This is a genomic window from Pseudomonas sp. MPDS (assembly GCF_013283895.1).
Classification (GTDB): domain Bacteria; phylum Pseudomonadota; class Gammaproteobacteria; order Pseudomonadales; family Pseudomonadaceae; genus Aquipseudomonas; species Aquipseudomonas rhizophila.
This window is the reverse complement of sequence record NZ_CP054128.1, coordinates 1,950,603-1,965,939: the sequence shown is the minus strand read 5'-3', so window position 1 is coordinate 1,965,939 and position 15,337 is coordinate 1,950,603. Positions and strand designations below refer to the sequence as shown.

14 protein-coding genes are annotated in these 15,337 nt (G+C 58.3%); 11 read left to right on the top strand and 3 right to left on the bottom strand.

Annotated elements, in window-relative coordinates; all coding sequences use genetic code 11:
• Positions 1-96: 96 nt before the first annotated feature.
• Positions 97-885 carry a hypothetical protein gene (locus HQ912_RS08595; protein ID WP_173406673.1) on the top strand — a complete coding sequence of 263 codons (789 nt, stop codon included), beginning with the start codon at positions 97-99 and terminating at the stop codon, positions 883-885.
• A gap of 161 nt (positions 886-1,046) precedes the next feature.
• On the opposite strand, the gene prmB is transcribed toward HQ912_RS08595, so the two are convergent.
• Positions 1,047-1,955, bottom strand: a complete 909-nt coding sequence (gene prmB / locus HQ912_RS08590; RefSeq protein WP_107321766.1) for a 50S ribosomal protein L3 N(5)-glutamine methyltransferase — start codon at positions 1,953-1,955, stop codon at positions 1,047-1,049.
• 266 nt (positions 1,956-2,221) lie between these two features.
• Between prmB and HQ912_RS08585 the strand changes: the two genes are divergently transcribed.
• The 5 genes from HQ912_RS08585 (at position 2,222) to HQ912_RS08565 (ending at position 4,995) form a co-directional block, all read left to right on the top strand.
• Positions 2,222-2,812, top strand: a complete 591-nt coding sequence (locus tag HQ912_RS08585) for a cysteine hydrolase family protein (protein ID WP_047229626.1) — start codon at positions 2,222-2,224, stop codon at positions 2,810-2,812.
• A gap of 131 nt (positions 2,813-2,943) precedes the next feature.
• Entirely contained in the window at positions 2,944-3,264 is a 321-nt protein-coding gene (locus tag HQ912_RS08580) for a hypothetical protein (RefSeq protein ID WP_047229627.1), read from the top strand.
• A gap of 74 nt (positions 3,265-3,338) precedes the next feature.
• Positions 3,339-3,896, top strand: a complete 558-nt coding sequence (locus tag HQ912_RS08575) for a Smr/MutS family protein (RefSeq protein ID WP_025214971.1) — start codon at positions 3,339-3,341, stop codon at positions 3,894-3,896.
• 77 nt (positions 3,897-3,973) lie between these two features.
• Positions 3,974-4,519 (top strand): GTP cyclohydrolase I FolE, encoded by a 546-nt coding sequence (gene folE, locus HQ912_RS08570; protein WP_003204506.1) that lies wholly within the window; start codon positions 3,974-3,976, stop codon positions 4,517-4,519.
• Positions 4,520-4,623: 104 nt separating this feature from the next.
• Positions 4,624-4,995 carry a glutathione S-transferase N-terminal domain-containing protein gene (locus HQ912_RS08565; RefSeq protein WP_173407524.1) on the top strand — a complete coding sequence of 124 codons (372 nt, stop codon included), beginning with the start codon at positions 4,624-4,626 and terminating at the stop codon, positions 4,993-4,995.
• A 143-nt stretch (positions 4,996-5,138) separates the two neighbouring features.
• Here the strand turns inward: HQ912_RS08565 and HQ912_RS08560 are convergent, their stop codons facing one another.
• Positions 5,139-6,305, bottom strand: a complete 1,167-nt coding sequence (locus tag HQ912_RS08560; RefSeq protein WP_173406672.1) for a PLP-dependent aminotransferase family protein — start codon at positions 6,303-6,305, stop codon at positions 5,139-5,141.
• 82 nt (positions 6,306-6,387) lie between these two features.
• Between HQ912_RS08560 and HQ912_RS08555 the strand changes: the two genes are divergently transcribed.
• The 5 genes from HQ912_RS08555 (at position 6,388) to HQ912_RS08535 (ending at position 14,741) form a co-directional block, all read left to right on the top strand.
• Complete coding sequence (locus HQ912_RS08555; protein WP_173406671.1) at positions 6,388-6,828, top strand: MarR family winged helix-turn-helix transcriptional regulator; 441 nt, start codon at positions 6,388-6,390, stop codon at positions 6,826-6,828.
• A gap of 342 nt (positions 6,829-7,170) precedes the next feature.
• The gene (locus tag HQ912_RS08550; protein WP_047229630.1) at positions 7,171-8,520 is read left to right on the top strand and encodes an NCS2 family permease; all 1,350 of its coding nucleotides are present in this window, start codon (positions 7,171-7,173) and stop codon (positions 8,518-8,520) included.
• 63 nt (positions 8,521-8,583) lie between these two features.
• A complete protein-coding gene (locus HQ912_RS08545; RefSeq protein ID WP_047229631.1) occupies positions 8,584-9,213 on the top strand; it encodes a LysE family translocator in 630 nt (209 codons plus the stop codon).
• A gap of 138 nt (positions 9,214-9,351) precedes the next feature.
• Complete coding sequence (locus HQ912_RS08540; protein WP_173406670.1) at positions 9,352-13,068, top strand: calcium-binding protein; 3,717 nt, start codon at positions 9,352-9,354, stop codon at positions 13,066-13,068.
• A 266-nt stretch (positions 13,069-13,334) separates the two neighbouring features.
• The gene (locus HQ912_RS08535) at positions 13,335-14,741 is read left to right on the top strand and encodes a hypothetical protein (protein WP_076383796.1); all 1,407 of its coding nucleotides are present in this window, start codon (positions 13,335-13,337) and stop codon (positions 14,739-14,741) included.
• A gap of 97 nt (positions 14,742-14,838) precedes the next feature.
• On the opposite strand, the gene uraH is transcribed toward HQ912_RS08535, so the two are convergent.
• Positions 14,839-15,192 (bottom strand): hydroxyisourate hydrolase, encoded by a 354-nt coding sequence (gene uraH, locus HQ912_RS08530; protein ID WP_047229633.1) that lies wholly within the window; start codon positions 15,190-15,192, stop codon positions 14,839-14,841.
• Positions 15,193-15,337: the final 145 nt, after the last annotated feature.

Genomic DNA, 15,337 nt, shown 5'->3' with positions numbered 1-15,337 from the left:
GTTTTTCCCCTCCAGTCCTGGCAAAAACGGCCGATAGACCGGTGTCGGACAGCGCCATGGCTGCCGACGGGCCGGCCTGGACAGGATTTTGCCGTTATGACTGACACTCAAACTTCACCCGACACCCCCGCCGAAACGCCCGCCGCTCCAGTGGCGGAGCTGCCTTGGGCGGATGTGCAGGCCGAGCACCATAAAATGCTCCGGCTGGCACCGCTCAAGACCGACCGTGCCACGGGTGCGCGGCCGCTGCGGTTTGTCGAATTCAGCTATGCCGAGCGCCACAGCAAGGAGCGCAGTTTGCTGCGCATGAGCATCCAGTTGCCGGGCCAGCGGGTGCGCAAGGAACAGAATCACCTGGACGTCTGGGCCGATCACGTCGAAAAACGCCTGTATTTTTCCCCGGACAACTTGCAGGTCGAGCCGCTGAACCGTGGCATTGGCCGCTTCCTCGCCGCACAGGGCATTACCTGGGCCAAGAAGCGCTGGTCGAGCTACCGGGTCGATGGCAGCGACCTGAATAACAAGGACGCGCTGAACGAAGACACCCGCCTGCGCCGCGACCACTTCCTGAAAGCCCATGGTTTCGAAGTGGTCTACGCCGACGCCCAGCACCTCAAAGGCAGCGTCAAGCCAGCCGAGGTTGGCAATCTGCTGGGGGACTGGAACACCGAAAAACTGCAGTTCGTGGAAATTCTCGAAGCCGCGCAAATGCTCCAGCAAGCCGAGCAGAACCTGGCGGAGCAGGAAGTCAAACTCAAGCAGCAGGAAGAAAAGGTCGCCAAGTTCAAACGCGAAGACAACGGCCTGCGTTTCACCATCACCTGCCTGGTGGCATTTGCCATGTTCCAGGCCGGGTTGTTGATCTGGATTGCGACGCGTAGCTAAGACTGAACACCGACTAACCCCTGTGGGAGCGAGCCTGCTCGCGATGGCGCCGTGTCAGCAGTCTTCAAACTGACTGACACCCCCTCATCGCGAGCAGGCTCGCTCCCACAGGTTTGCATCCTCGGTGACAGACCCGGGCGCGCCCGTCAGATCAATTGTCGTCAAACCCGCGAAGCAAACAACGCCTGATGCTGACGGCACTGTTCGGCACTGAGCATGAACACACCATGCCCGCCGCGTTCGAAGTCCAGCCAGGCAAAATCGACTTCCGGATACAACGCCTCGACGTGGACCTGGCTGTTGCCCACCTCGACAATCAACAAACCCTTCTCGGTCAGATGGTCGGCGGCCTCGGCCAGCATCCGGCGTACCAGGTTCAAGCCATCATCGCCACAGGCCAGGCCCAGCTCCGGCTCGTGCTGATACTCCTGGGGCATGTCGGCGAAATCTTCGGCATCGACATAGGGCGGGTTCGACACGATCAGGTCGAAACGCTGGCCCGGCAAGCCCTCGAAACCATCCCCCTGGACAGTGAACACGCGCTCGTCGACGCCGTGACGCTCGATGTTCTGGTTGGCCACTTCCAACGCTTCGAACGACAGGTCAGCCAGCACCACCTCCGCCTCCGGGAATTCGAAAGCACACGCGATGCCGATGCAGCCGGAACCGGTGCAGAGGTCGAGAATCCGTACCGGCTCCTGACCCAGCCAGGGCGCAAAACGGTTTTCGATCAGTTCACCAATGGGCGAGCGTGGAATGAGCACGCGCTCGTCGACGATGAAAGACATTCCGCAGAACCAGGCTTCACCCAGCAGGTAGGCCGCCGGGATGCGTTCGGCGATGCGTCGGCGCAGCAGGCGTTGCACATGGACCAGCTCTTCATCTTCGAGACGGCAGTCCAGGTAGCTATCGGCAATCTCCCACGGCAGATGCAACGCGCCCAACACCAGTTGCCGGGCTTCATCCCACGCATTGTCGGTGCCATGGCCGAAAAACAGATCCTCTCCATGGAAACGACTGACGGCCCAACGTATATGGTCGCGCAGGGTACGGAGACGGGAAGTGATCACGGCGGCAAACTCCAGAAAAAACGACTGGCGAGTCTACCAGCCAAACACTCCCCTCACCAAAGCACGCCTCAAACACACCTCAAACACGCACGAAAAAGGACGGGGCAGATGTAGGATTTATCCGTTTTTCGCGCTGACTATTGAACAAGACAGACATCTTGACAAGGCTGTAGGCCAGCAACGACGGCCCTTGCGATGGAAGCGATTCACAGAACCGCTCAGCCAGAGGAGAATGTCGCAAAAGCCCCACTCGAAGGAGCCCCAGAATGTCCGTTCCAAAAACGATGTTTCAACTCAGCGGTCGCGGTTACGCGGCGGCCAATCTGAGTCAAGCGACGCTGATCATCATCGATGCCCAGAAAGAATACCTCGCCGGCCCCCTGGCGTTGAGTGGCATGGATGCGGCGGTCGCGAACATCAAGCAATTGCTCGGCGCGGCCCGTGCTGCCGGCCGGCCGATCGTGCATGTGCGTCACCTGGGCACCCATGGCGGGCTATTCGACCCACAGGGCGAACGCGGGGAGTTCATTAGCGGCCTGGAACCCCAGGGCGACGAAACCGTGGTGGAAAAACTGCTGCCCAGCGCGTTTCACGGCACCGAACTGAAAAAGCGCCTGGAGGACCTCGGCCCCCTGGACCTGATCGTTTGTGGTTTCATGAGCCATTCCAGCGTCAGCACCACCGTGCGTGCCGCCAAGAACCTGGGCTTTCGTTGCACTCTGGTCGAAGACGCCTGCGCCACTCGCGATCTGCCGCACAAGGGCGGAGTCCTGAGCGCCGAACACGTGCACCAGACCGAAATGGCGATCATGGCGGACAACTTCGCCACCCTGGCCCTGACCCGCGATTTCATCTGACACCCCTTCGATAAGCGGCCCGTTGCGCCGCTTATCCGCAAAAGCCTCTCATTTGCCGCAATTGCCGTAGTGTCAGGAACAACCCGAACATCTTCCGGTCGAAGGGCCGATACCCATTGAGGAAGGTCGGAATGAAGTTATCCGATGGTTTTGACGCACGTCGCTTGCGGCCCAAAGGCCCGAGCAACTGGCGCTTGCGTTTCGGTGCCGCGCTCGCGGCGCTCCTGGCAACGCTCGGTGTACTGCTGTCGATGGCCGGCGCCGCCAGCCTGCTGGGTCGCCCGCCCGCCCTGGGCGAGTTGAACGCAACCCCGCTCGGCTCCACGATCATTCTGGTGATCGGCTTGCTGGTACTGCTGTTGGGCGTGTGGCTGTGGCGCCTTTGCCGCCGTCGGGCCCGCCAATCCCTGGAGCTGGCCATGGCTCCTCACTTGATGAAAAAGCACGACTGACCCGCCGCCCGACGTTTTGTCGCGCCGGATCCCGCAGGAGTTGGGTAAACTGGCCGGCCTTCGCGGAGGCTGACATGCAAGACGACGACTTTTCCCTGTTCAAAAGTGCGATCCAGGGTGTTAAACCGATCAAGCACGACCGTGCCGAAACCGGCAAACCCAAGGCGGATCGCGCACAAATCGCCAAGCTGCGCCAGGCCGCCACGGTGCGCACCGACGCCACCACCGTGGATGGCTTGTCCGACCAGTTCGTGATCGACGTAGGTCCTGAAGACGAGCTGATGTGGGCTCGCGACGGCGTTCAGGAAAGCCAGATGCGCAAGCTGAAGGTTGGCCAGATTCCCTTCGAAGGCAGCCTCGACCTGCACGGCATGACCGTGGAAAAGGCCCGGGAAACCCTCTGGGCCTTCTTGGCCGAAGCCACCAAATTCGAAATCCGCTGCGTGCGCGTCACCCACGGCAAGGCCGTGCGGCTGGACGGCAAGCGGCCGATGATCAAGAGCCATGTCAACACCTGGCTGCGCCAGCACCCGCAAGTGCTGGGCTTCACCTCCTGCCAGGCGAAACACGGTGGCGCCGGGGCGGTGTACGTGATGCTCAAGCGCACCATGATGGAAGGCCGCGACGAGTAGCACCCGATTGCCGAGCTTGCAGCGCCGTGTCCGCCACCGTACCCTTGCCCTTTGCGTAAAATCCCACAGGTAGTTTCATGTCTCTGGAACAGAATTACACCGCGATTCTCGGCCAACTGGGCGAGGACGTTTCCCGCGAGGGCCTGCTCGACACGCCCAAGCGCGCTGCCAAGGCCATGCAGTACCTCTGCCGCGGTTACGAACAGACCCTCGAAGAAGTCACCAACGGTGCCTTGTTCAGCTCCGACAACAGCGAAATGGTGCTGGTCAAGGACATCGAGTTGTACTCGCTGTGCGAGCACCATTTGCTGCCCTTCATCGGCAAGGCCCATGTGGCCTACATTCCGAGTGGCAAGGTGCTGGGGCTTTCGAAAGTCGCACGCATCGTCGACATGTACGCACGTCGCCTGCAGATCCAGGAAAACCTCAGCCGCCAGATCGCCGACGCGGTCCAGCAGGTGACCGGTGCCCTGGGCGTGGCGGTGGTGATCGAAGCCAAGCACATGTGCATGATGATGCGCGGTGTGGAAAAGCAGAACTCTTCGATGATCACCTCGGTGATGCTTGGCGAGTTCCGCGAAAACGCCGCGACCCGCAGCGAGTTCCTCAGCCTGATCAAGTAACCCCCCGCATGAAAAAAACCGGCATTGATCGCCGGTTTTTTTTCGCCCGTGAAAAATCAGGTAAGCTGCGCGCCCTCTTCTTCCCTGTCGTGAGGCTTAATACCGTGATCGTCAAAGCGCTGCGAGTTGGCCTGGGCCAGCTGATTATTTTCATCGACTTCATCACCCGCCCCGGCAAGAAGCAACGTCCGGCCGAAGCCCAGGCGCAAGTCAATCAGGCCGCCCGCAGCCTGACGCTCTATCAGTTCCACGCCTGCCCGTTCTGCGTGAAGACCCGCCGCACCCTGCACCGCCTCAACGTGCCGGTGGCCTTGCGGGATGCAAAAAACAACGAGCAGGATCGCCAGACGCTGCTGGAGCAAGGCGGCAAGATCAAAGTACCGTGCCTGCGCATCGAAGAGGACGGCGAGACCACCTGGATGTATGAGTCCAAGGTGATCATTGATTATCTGGATAAGCGGTTTGCGGCAGTCTGATAGTTTTATGGTGTATTTGCGGGCCCTATCGCGAGCAGGCTCGCTCCCACAATGGAACTGTGGATAACTGGGTTTTGTGATCGACTCTGAACCCTGTGGGAGCGAGCCTGCTCGCGATGGGGCCAGTCCAGTCACCACATAAGTCAGGCTGCTTTTACCGCCAAAGCCTCCCGCACCACCCCCGCCAACCGCTTAAGCCCCTCATCCAGCCGCGCCGGGTCGATGTGGCTGAAGTTCAACCGCAGGTGCCCCGGATGCTTGTCCGGCTCGGGAAAGAACGGCTCTCCCGGCATGAACGCGACGTCGGCAGCCAGCGCGGCGTCGAGCAAGGTGCGGGTGTCCAGCGGTTGCTTGAGGGTCAGCCAGAAAAACAGCCCGCCCTGAGGCACGTTCCAATGCGCGATATCGGAAAAATGTGTTTGCAGCGCCGCCTGGAACAGGTCCCGACGATCCCGGTAAAAATCCCTCAACTCGCTCAAATGGCTTTGGTACTGCTCGGTGCCGATCCATTGCAATGCCTGCCACTGACCGATGCGATTGGTGTGCAGGTCCGCCGACTGCTTGAGCCGCAGCAGGTGTGGGAACAGATCCGGGCTGGCGATCAGGTAACCCACACGTAGCCCGGGCAATAGGGTTTTCGACACAGTGCCGGTGTAGATCCAGCTGGCTTTCTTCAAGCGACTGACAATCGGCGTGGCGCTGCCGCCGTCGAAGGTCAGCTCGCGGTAGGGCTCGTCTTCCACCAGGGTCACGCCGAACTCATCCAGCAGCGCCGCCACGGCATCGCGCTTGGCTTCGCTGTAGCGCACCGCCGAAGGGTTCTGGAAGGTGGGAATCAGGTAGATGAACGCGGGTCGATGCTGTTCCAGCCGGGCTCGCAACTGTTTCAGATCAGGCCCATCGGCCTCCAGGGGCACCGTGATGCAGTCGGCGCCAAACAGCTGGAAAATCTGCAACGCGGCCAGGTAGGTCGGCGCTTCCAGCATGACTTGAGTGCCGACATCGATGTGCAGCTTGGCCGCCAGGTCGAGGGTTTGCTGGGAGCCGCTGACCACCAGCACCTGACTGGCTTCACACGCCAGGCCCAATGACCGCGCCTGTGCCGCCAGGGCTTCGCGCAAGGCCGGTTCACCTTCGCTCATGCCGTATTGGCCCATGGACACCGGCATGGCCGCCCATTCGACTTTCGGCAGCATGGCTTCGGCCGGCAGGCCACCGGCGAACGACATCACTTCAGGACGCTGCGCGGCGGCGAGGATTTCTCGAATCAAAGAACTTTTGAGGCGCGAGACACGTTCGGAAAAAGCCATGGGGGTCACCTGTAGCGGGTCACTGGAAAAATGAGTCAAACTGGTTGACCGAAATTACTCCGACCTCTCTGGATACGTCAACATGCTTGACCTTAAAAACCCGGCCTCCCAGCAAATGGCCATGGAAGCGTTCTTCTTCGGTTACCAGGCGTTTACCGCCAAGGCCGATGAAATGCTTGAGCGTCGCGGGCTGAGCCGGGTGCATCAGCGCATCTTTTTTTTTATCGCCCGCTACCCATCCCTGAGCGTGAAGGAATTGCTGACGCTGCTTGGCGTGAGCAAACAGGCGTTGAACATGCCGTTGCGGCAGTTGATGGAAATGCATCTGGTGAACAGCGTCGCGTCCGAGACCGACAAGCGTAAGCGGCTGTTGGAACTGACCGCCGAGGGCGAGCGGTTCGAGCAGGCGTTGCGGCGTGAGCAGGTGAAATTGCTCGAGCGGGTGTTTGCCGAGGCTGGGGAGACGGCAGTGAATGGGTGGTTGGCGGTGAACCTGGGATTGGGCAAGGGTTCGGCGAGCTGAGGGATTTGTAGCGTCAGAACCGGCGCCATCGCGAGCAGGCTCGCTCCCACAATGGATCCCCCATGCGCACAAATTTTGTGAACGACGCAGCTCCCCTGTGGGAGCGAGCTTGCTCGCGATAGCGCCCGCATGGGCGATATATCCCTATCGCCAGACATTTCGTCGACAACATAGAAAACATTATTTGCTTTATTTGTATACAAAAGCATAATTCGCTTCGTGCGAGTTCTTGACCATAAGGTCAAAAAACCTCGCCGGCCTTACCTGCCTCAAAGCAACGCCGCCACCCTCAGGGGGCGGGCGTGCTGGAAATAACAATAAAACTCTTGAGGAGTACTCGCTGTGGAAAGCCGCAAACCCGAAGCCCGGACGCTGGACCTCTCGCCGCCACTACGCACTGGCTGGCTGGAGCGCATCTTCAAACTCAGCTTGCATGGCACCACGGTGAAGACCGAGCTGATTGCCGGTCTGACGACCTTCATCACCATGGCCTACATCATCTTCGTCAACCCCAACATCATGGCCGACGCCGGCATCGATCACGGCGCCGCATTCGTCGCGACCTGCATCGCCGCCGCCCTGGGTTGCCTGTTGATGGGCCTGTACGCCAACTGGCCGGTGGGCCTGGCACCGGGCATGGGCCTGAACGCGTTTTTCACCTACACCGTGGTCGGCACCATGGGCTACAACTGGGAAACCGCATTGGGCGCGGTGTTTGTTTCCGGGGTGCTGTTCATGTTCCTGACCCTGTCGCGGGTGCGTGAGTGGCTGCTCAACAGCATTCCGGTGAGCCTGCGTTATGCCATGGGTGCGGGAGTCGGGTTGTTCCTTGGACTGATCGGCCTGAAGACCGCCGGCATCGTCGTGGACAGCCCCGCTACCCTGATCAAGCTCGGCTCCCTGCACGAGCCCGGCCCGTTACTGGCTGCGGTGTGTTTCCTGATGATCGCCGTGCTCAGCTATCACCGCGTGTTCGGCGCGATCCTGATCAGCATCATCGCCGTGACCCTGGCCGGTTGGGGCCTGGGACTGGTGCAATACAACGGGGTCATGTCGACGCCTCCGAGCCTGGCGCCCACCTGGATGGCGATGGATGTGCTCGGCGTATTCAACGTCAGCATGATCAGCGTAGTGCTGGCCTTCCTGTTCGTGCACATGTTCGACACCGCCGGCACCCTGATGGGCGTTGCCCAGCGTGCCGGGTTGGTCAAACCTGATGGCAAGATCGAGAACCTGTCCAAGGCGTTGAAAGCCGACAGCGCCTCCAGCGTGTTCGGCGCCATGGTCGGCGTGCCGCCGGTAACCAGCTACGTGGAAAGCGCCGCCGGTGTCGCGGCGGGTGGCCGCACAGGGCTTACCGCCGTGACGGTTGGTGTGCTATTTATTGCCGCGATGTTCTTCGCACCCCTGGCCGGGATGATCCCCGCCTACGCTACCGCGGGGGCTTTGATCTATGTCGCCATGCTGATGATGGGGGGCATGGCCCACATCGAATGGGACGAAGCGACCGACAGCATCCCGGCCATCGTCACGGCCATCATGATGCCCCTGACCTTTTCGGTCGCCGACGGTATTGCGCTGGGCTTCATCACCTATGTGGTGCTTAAGGCCGGCACGGGTAAACACAAGGAAATTTCTGTCAGTCTGTGGGTGCTCTGCGCGATCTTCATCGCCAAGTTCATCTTCTTGTAGGCACGGGATTATTCATCAGCCTCACCCCGTCGGGTGAGGCGTTCTTGCATCAGGAGCAAAGCAATGAATCTGGAAACCTGGCTGTTGTTCAGCGGCGCCGCTCTGGTGGTGATCCTCATCCCCGGCCCACTGTCGTTGCTGATGATCGGCAACAGCCTGAACTATGGCCTGCGCCGTTCGTATCCGGCGTTTCTGGGTGGCGTGATCGCCTCGATTTGCCTGCTGAGCGCATCGGCGCTGGGCCTCGGCGCACTGTTGTTGGCGTCAGAGCAACTGTTCAGCGCCCTGAAGATGGTCGGCGCGTTGTATCTGTTTTACCTGGCCTGGCAGAGCTGGCAGCAATCGCGCCAACCGTCCCAGGGTGCCGAAGTGCCCCAAGCCGCCGCCATCCCGCGCTTTCGCGCCCTGTTCGGCCGGGCATTCGTGCTGGGTGCCAGCAACCCCAAGGACATTCTGTTCTTCGCCGCTTTCCTGCCGCAGTTCTTGAGCGCCGAACAACCGTTCCTGCCGCAACTGCTGATCATGATCGCCACCTGGACCGTTCTTGACCTGCTCTGCAAGCTGGCTTACGGCCTCGGCGCCCACGGCGCGGCGCGGTATCTGCGAACGGGTAAAGGCCAGAGTTGGTTCAACCGCATCAGCGCAGGACTCTTTGGCGGTGCGGGCGCGGCCTCTTTGATGTCCACTCACTGAGTCCCTGACTTTGCGAAACAGCCTCATCTTTTACTCGAGGCTTTCGCAAAACGTAGAAACAACCCATCGATATACACCCCGCCAGGAAGCATCTTACATATAGGGCCACTCAATCATCGTTGAACAAGGACGTTCACAATGGCCCAGATTCTCCAGCCCGGCCCGGTGCCCGACGACTATGCCGTAGTCATTACCGACTTAGGCGTGCCTACAAATAAGCACACCATCGAAACACTCGATTTCAAGACTGCCGATGGGACGCAGCTGAGTTCGGAGCACAAACATAGACAAGCCCAACTCGAAATCGTCGATAAACTTTACGGCCCGCTGCACATCGGTTCCGTGACTGTCACCCGTTCAGCCCTGGATGCGTTAGGCGCAACCACCGATGGACAGCCGCTGAACGGCGACAATACTTTTTCCCGCAGCCCCAATCGTTTTTTCGTGAACTCGTTACAGTTCAACGCAAACAATATTGAAACACGGCTCAAACTGACCGCCGACGCCAACGACTATCGGCTGCCCACGTTGCTGTTTGAAATGGCGAGCCAGCGCTCACCCGCCGCGCCCCCATTATTGAGGCAAACGCCTGAAACACAAGCCGAACCCGCCAGCCATCGGAGAACACTGGAAAAACTCCTGAAATCGGCCCAAAGGCTCGATATACAAGGGCTTAGCCATGGAGCATTCAGTTGGGCAAATACAACCAAGAGCAATATCCTCATCCCTACAGGGCTTGGACTTCAGGCCTTCGGAATCTATAGCGGTCTGCGCGGCCTGCAAGACGCCATCCGTAACAAGGACTCCTACCAGACCATTTTCAATGGGACCAGCGTGGCCGCCGAAGTCGCTTCAATCGGTGTCGAAGCTGCGGTGACCAGACAAGCCTCTCAGATGATCAGGGCCGGCCAACGCTCCCTCGAGGGCTTTGCCAAAACGACCTTTGCCACGCGTCTCGCCCGTGGAAGTGGGCTGATTGCCAGCGTCCTGACACTTCCTTTCGATATCATCGCCGCGGTCGATTCTTTCAAGGCGGCTGCCCACGCCACTGGCAAAGAAGCCACCGATCACTATGTCAGCGCAGCCTTGAGCGTCACCAGCGCCGCGATGACCTTAACCATTGGCATAGCGGCGCTGGCGGGATTTGGTTCAGCCGGTCCAGTGGGCCTTGCCGCCGGACTTATCCTGGTGGTTGGCTCACAAATCTGGGGCGCGGTTCGTCAAGTCGATGACATCGACGACTATATAGAACTCACCGTGCACGAGCGTCTGCGCACCGGTTGGTTGGCCTTCTGGGCGATGGGCCCTGACAAAGATATCCAGGATCGCTACACCATCGCCAAGGCTACCGCCGAACATACAAAGCTGCTGCAGGCCAATGCCTCGCACTTGCTCAAAGGCCCACTGAAAGACAGCACTGAGGCAATCGTAAACGGCACATTCAGCGTGGAACTCGAACCGGTGCCTTACAACACCTGGAACTGGTGGACCGGTGCCAGGTACCGGGCGACGACAGTCCGTCCGAAGATCAAAGACAACGACGACCGGATCGATGCGCGTAAAGGCGTTACGGCTCAGACGCCCGGCGCAGTCATTGAAACGTCGGCCGAACATAAAGCTATCCACTGGTACATCGGCGGCGGCAACGACACCGTGGAAGGCGTCGAAAACAAGCCAAACGTCTTTCACTACGGGGCGGGCGTTAAAAAACTGACCGGGGGCACAAAAGACGACGTGTTTATCTTTGAAGGCTCCACGGAAACCCTCAGTGAAACGTCAGCAAATAACCTGGTAGGTGGCTTGGGCAACGACACCCTGGTGTTGTCGGGCCGTAGCAGCAGTCATCAGGAGCCGCGTCTGGGTTACCAGGTCGACCTGGACGCCGGGCAAGTGTCCATCATCACTCAAAAAAGTCATGACACGCAGAGCAAGCCTCATCGCCATGCGGACCTTGAAAGCATTGAAAACGTAGAAATTCCCGAGGGTGGTGCCAACATCATCAAGGGGACAGCCGGCCCAAACATCATCAGGTCCCGCGGCAACGATTCAATCGACGCCGGCGCGGGAGATGACCGAATTTTCATTCTCAATGGAAATAACCGCAACGCAGACGGCGGACCGGGTGAGGATATCTATGCCATCGCTCATAAACCCGGCCACGTTTCCATCACCGAAAATGGTGTGGACAATAGCGTCATCGCACTGGACTGGAGAGCTGACCTGATTGAAAGCTGGCGAATTGAAGACGGTCATCTGGTCATTACTTCATGCTTTGATGCAAGCGACCGGGAGTTTCGCAAAGTCACCATCAGGGAAGTCTATGAAGACTCTGCTTTTCCAAGAGCCTTACAAAACAACAGACTGACGTTCATCACCCAGGATGGCTACCATTTGGTACCCGACCTGCCCGATACGATCGAATCCAGCAGCCCGCTCGACATTGAAACAGTTGTGGTGCAGCCAGGCACACCCCGCAACCCGGCTATCCTGCCTGATCGAAGCGAGCAGCCGATCAGCCATGACAAAGACACCAGCTACTATGTTTCACATCTCAATGAACTGACCACACTCAAGGTCAAACAAAAAAGCGAATTTTCCACCACCCTTCATCTTAACTACGCCAACGCCGAGCTGACCCGTATCGAGGCCTACTACAAGGCTCATGTCACTCAGAAAGATGAAGGGGACAGCATCAAATATGGCGAATGTGGCCTGACCTTGCACTTTGGTGTTCGCCAAGTCGTATTGAAAAATCTGGCAAGTTCCGATGAGCGCTATAGCGCGCAAAACGCGAAGACCGGTCGGCGTGCATTTTCCGCCCTCGGTTCGCATCATACTTTTATCCTCACCCTGAACGACGGCTCGTCGTACCGTATGGTCCAACCCTCGCCCGACTATGGCCTGTTGCTGGACGAAACATTCATAGGGAAAGATCCGGTGGAATGGAAAACAGACGTTCCATTGCCATTGACGCCTACCAAAAAGAAGTACGCCTATCTACAACCCTTGGACAAAAAACCTTATTACATGCGCAGTTGGGCAACCTGCGCCCTGCTGACATCGCCCACGGAACAAACGGGTATCGAAGTCCTGATTGGCGAAGGCGCCACCTACCTGGTTCACCTGAGCCCGAACATGACGTTACGCCTGTCCACGCCAGGTGCATTGGCCGGCGCCAATCCTCGGTTACCCCGTGCCTCCCTATGGGAGTTGGATGCCACGCGCCTGGGCCAAGTCGAGATAAAACTGTCCTCCAACCTGCTGCAAATAGGTGGAACGACCATCCATCTTCCCGTCTATGAAGCTGATGACCTTGTCGACCCGATACGAGTCATCACTGCACAAGGCGTTGTTCATGCTGTCGACAGCCTGTTTGAGCGGGTTTATGTAGAAGCGCTTGATGGCCGGTATTTTGCCCCGCTCACTGACCCCAACATCCCATTGCCCAGCGAACTGTCGAGCCTGACATCCGAAGAACTGAAGGTTCTTCACGTTGCTGTCAAAGATGGGTCTCCCGGCACACTGAGCTACAACCTCAGAACCCGTAAATGGATCCTTGACACCGATAAGTCCCGAGTCATTGAGGCGGCGAACCTGAGAAAAACAGACCTGTGTGACCACGCCCTCAAGATCTATCAGGATCTGGCCCGCGAGGGGCTCAATCAGACACCGCCCCTGGGTGATGACACACTTCGTCTGTTGCGGGAAAAATGCGTGGAGCTGATAGAAGGCTTCACTTTGGACAACTCAGTGATGTTTGCGCGGGCGTTAGCGCTGAGCGCAGTCTTCGGCATAAGGCTCTCGCAATTGAGCTGGTTCCTCTCATTGGCTGAGGCGTCTCCCGAACCTACCTGACCTTGAAGAACGTCTTCGACGGTTTCTTTCACACGCCATACATATGTAGTGCACCTGTCTGCTGGTTTTCCACGAACATCCTGGAACCCAGGGCCTGTCAGCCTCCGGCTCTACGACAGGCCATTAGCTTGATACCTACTTGAATCATCAATATTCAAACTCAAGAGCAGACATTTTCAATGAGTCCAAGACGAAACACCCGACCCACGCTTACAAAGTCGTCCCCTGATACGCCTCACTCCAGTCGCGATACGTCACTGGACACAATGCTCGGCAATCCCCTGAGAGGCGCAGAAACCGATCAGGCGTCCGGCTCGCCAACCGGACGACAAACTGAAGCGACTGAATCGCAGCGCCCGACCGTTCAGGTATCCGAAATCGCATCCGCGACAGCCATCAGTGATGGCTCCCTGTCGGTATCGCTGGACAATTATTACCTTTCCCCTGAGCTGGTCCCCCTGTTATCGGAGCCAGACGCAACCTCTGGGATCCGCACGTTCAAGACACGCACCTACGTTGAGCTTGCAGAGGGAGGGACGGTGCTGCTTGGTCGCGACTCCGAACAGAACTACAGAGCCCGATCAGGCACTGAACTTGTTGCCTCCGGACCACGCCTGGAACAAGTGGAGGGCAGCCTTCTATGGCGTCCAACTGCGCACCGCGACGTGACGCACCACAGTGATTCCAATCTCCCACCTACACGGGCATTCAGGAAAAACTGGGGGGTTGACCCAAGATTCACGCTGTCCGAATTGATCACCATAAACAATGTTCACTATAAGGTGGTGACACGTACCGACGCGCGAGAATCCCCGATCACCTACATTCAGTCACCCGCTCATCCCATCTATGATTTTGACCTGTTGGAAGCCACCCTCAGGCATATGCCTGACGAGCAACCCCGAGGCGCAATACAAGTTCCGCCGGACAACCATTGGGAAATTGACGCCAGGTTACCCTTTGAAAAACCACTGACGGCCTACGTCAGGGATTTTTTTCCAGAAGTCACGACCATCACCCTGGAAAATATCGCAAGAAGGCAATTTGAACTCAGCAATGACTCGCCGTTCGCCGACTCTGCGGGTTTGACCGCACTCCGGCAGATTTACAGCAGTTGGGAAAACGCGACCTTCTCGCCACATCCGCAATGGTCCGATCCACTGTTGATGCTTCCGATTCTTCCAACCTCTTCGGCGTCCCGAGGCGCTGCCCGCTCGATAGCCTTGCCTAACCCCTCCTCTACAGGAATATTGAATCGGTTGGATTTTGATCCCCTGCGGTTCCAGCGACAGTGGCTTCTTTATCTGACGTCGTACTCGCCAGTGGAATTCAAACGCTTTATGGCCGCCCTTCTGACGCGTAATGGCTATACAGTCATTGAGCCCAACTCTTTCAACAGTTTTCCCGCTTTGGTATTTCGCCGCACAGGGCATGACTATGTATTTTTCATGAGCCTGCACCGCACCAGAATTCCGAAGATTTCCCTACCCATGTATATGGATCCCAAGACAGCCGAGCTGCGCCTGGAAACCCAGGTTGGCGGAGTCGCTGCGAAAGCCGTCAACGATGCCCACAGTGCCAATAAAATCATCTGGCTCAAGGGCGGTACTGAAATCCGTCCCGGCGTTGCAGACACGATTTTTATCATCCGGGATGACAATTCCAGGCTGTAAATACATGGCCCAAAAAAAAGCCCGCAGTGTGAGCGGGCGAAAAACCAAAGAAGCTACATGCGCAGTCGCTTCCAGGACAAGGCAACTGCTTGGGGGATCAGCTGCCTCGATACGTTGAGTAAGCGTAGGGCGAAATCAGCAGGGGCACGTGATAATGCTCCTGCTCGGCCGAAATGCCGAAGCGCAGCACCACCACATCCAGGAACGCCGGCTCGGACAGCTGGACGCCACGGGCACGGTAGTAATCGCCGGCATGGAATTGAATCTGATAGACGCCGCTACGGTAGTCATCCCCTTGCAACAACGGTGCATCGCAACGGCCGTCGCTGTTGGTCAGCGCGCTGGCGAGCAATTGCAGTTGCGTACCTTCGACGCGGTACAGCTCGACCTTGATCGAGCTGCCCGGGCAGCCGTGCGCGGCATCCAAAACGTGAGTAGTCAAACGTCCCATTGATTGTGCGCGCCTCGCTGCAAGCAGTTCGGCCCGACGCCTCCTGAATCAGTTGAAAGACAGGCCGCACCGTTTCGGAGCACGAAACGCTGCGGCGATGAGCGAATTAAGACACTTTAAATGAAAATTGTACACAATAAAAAAC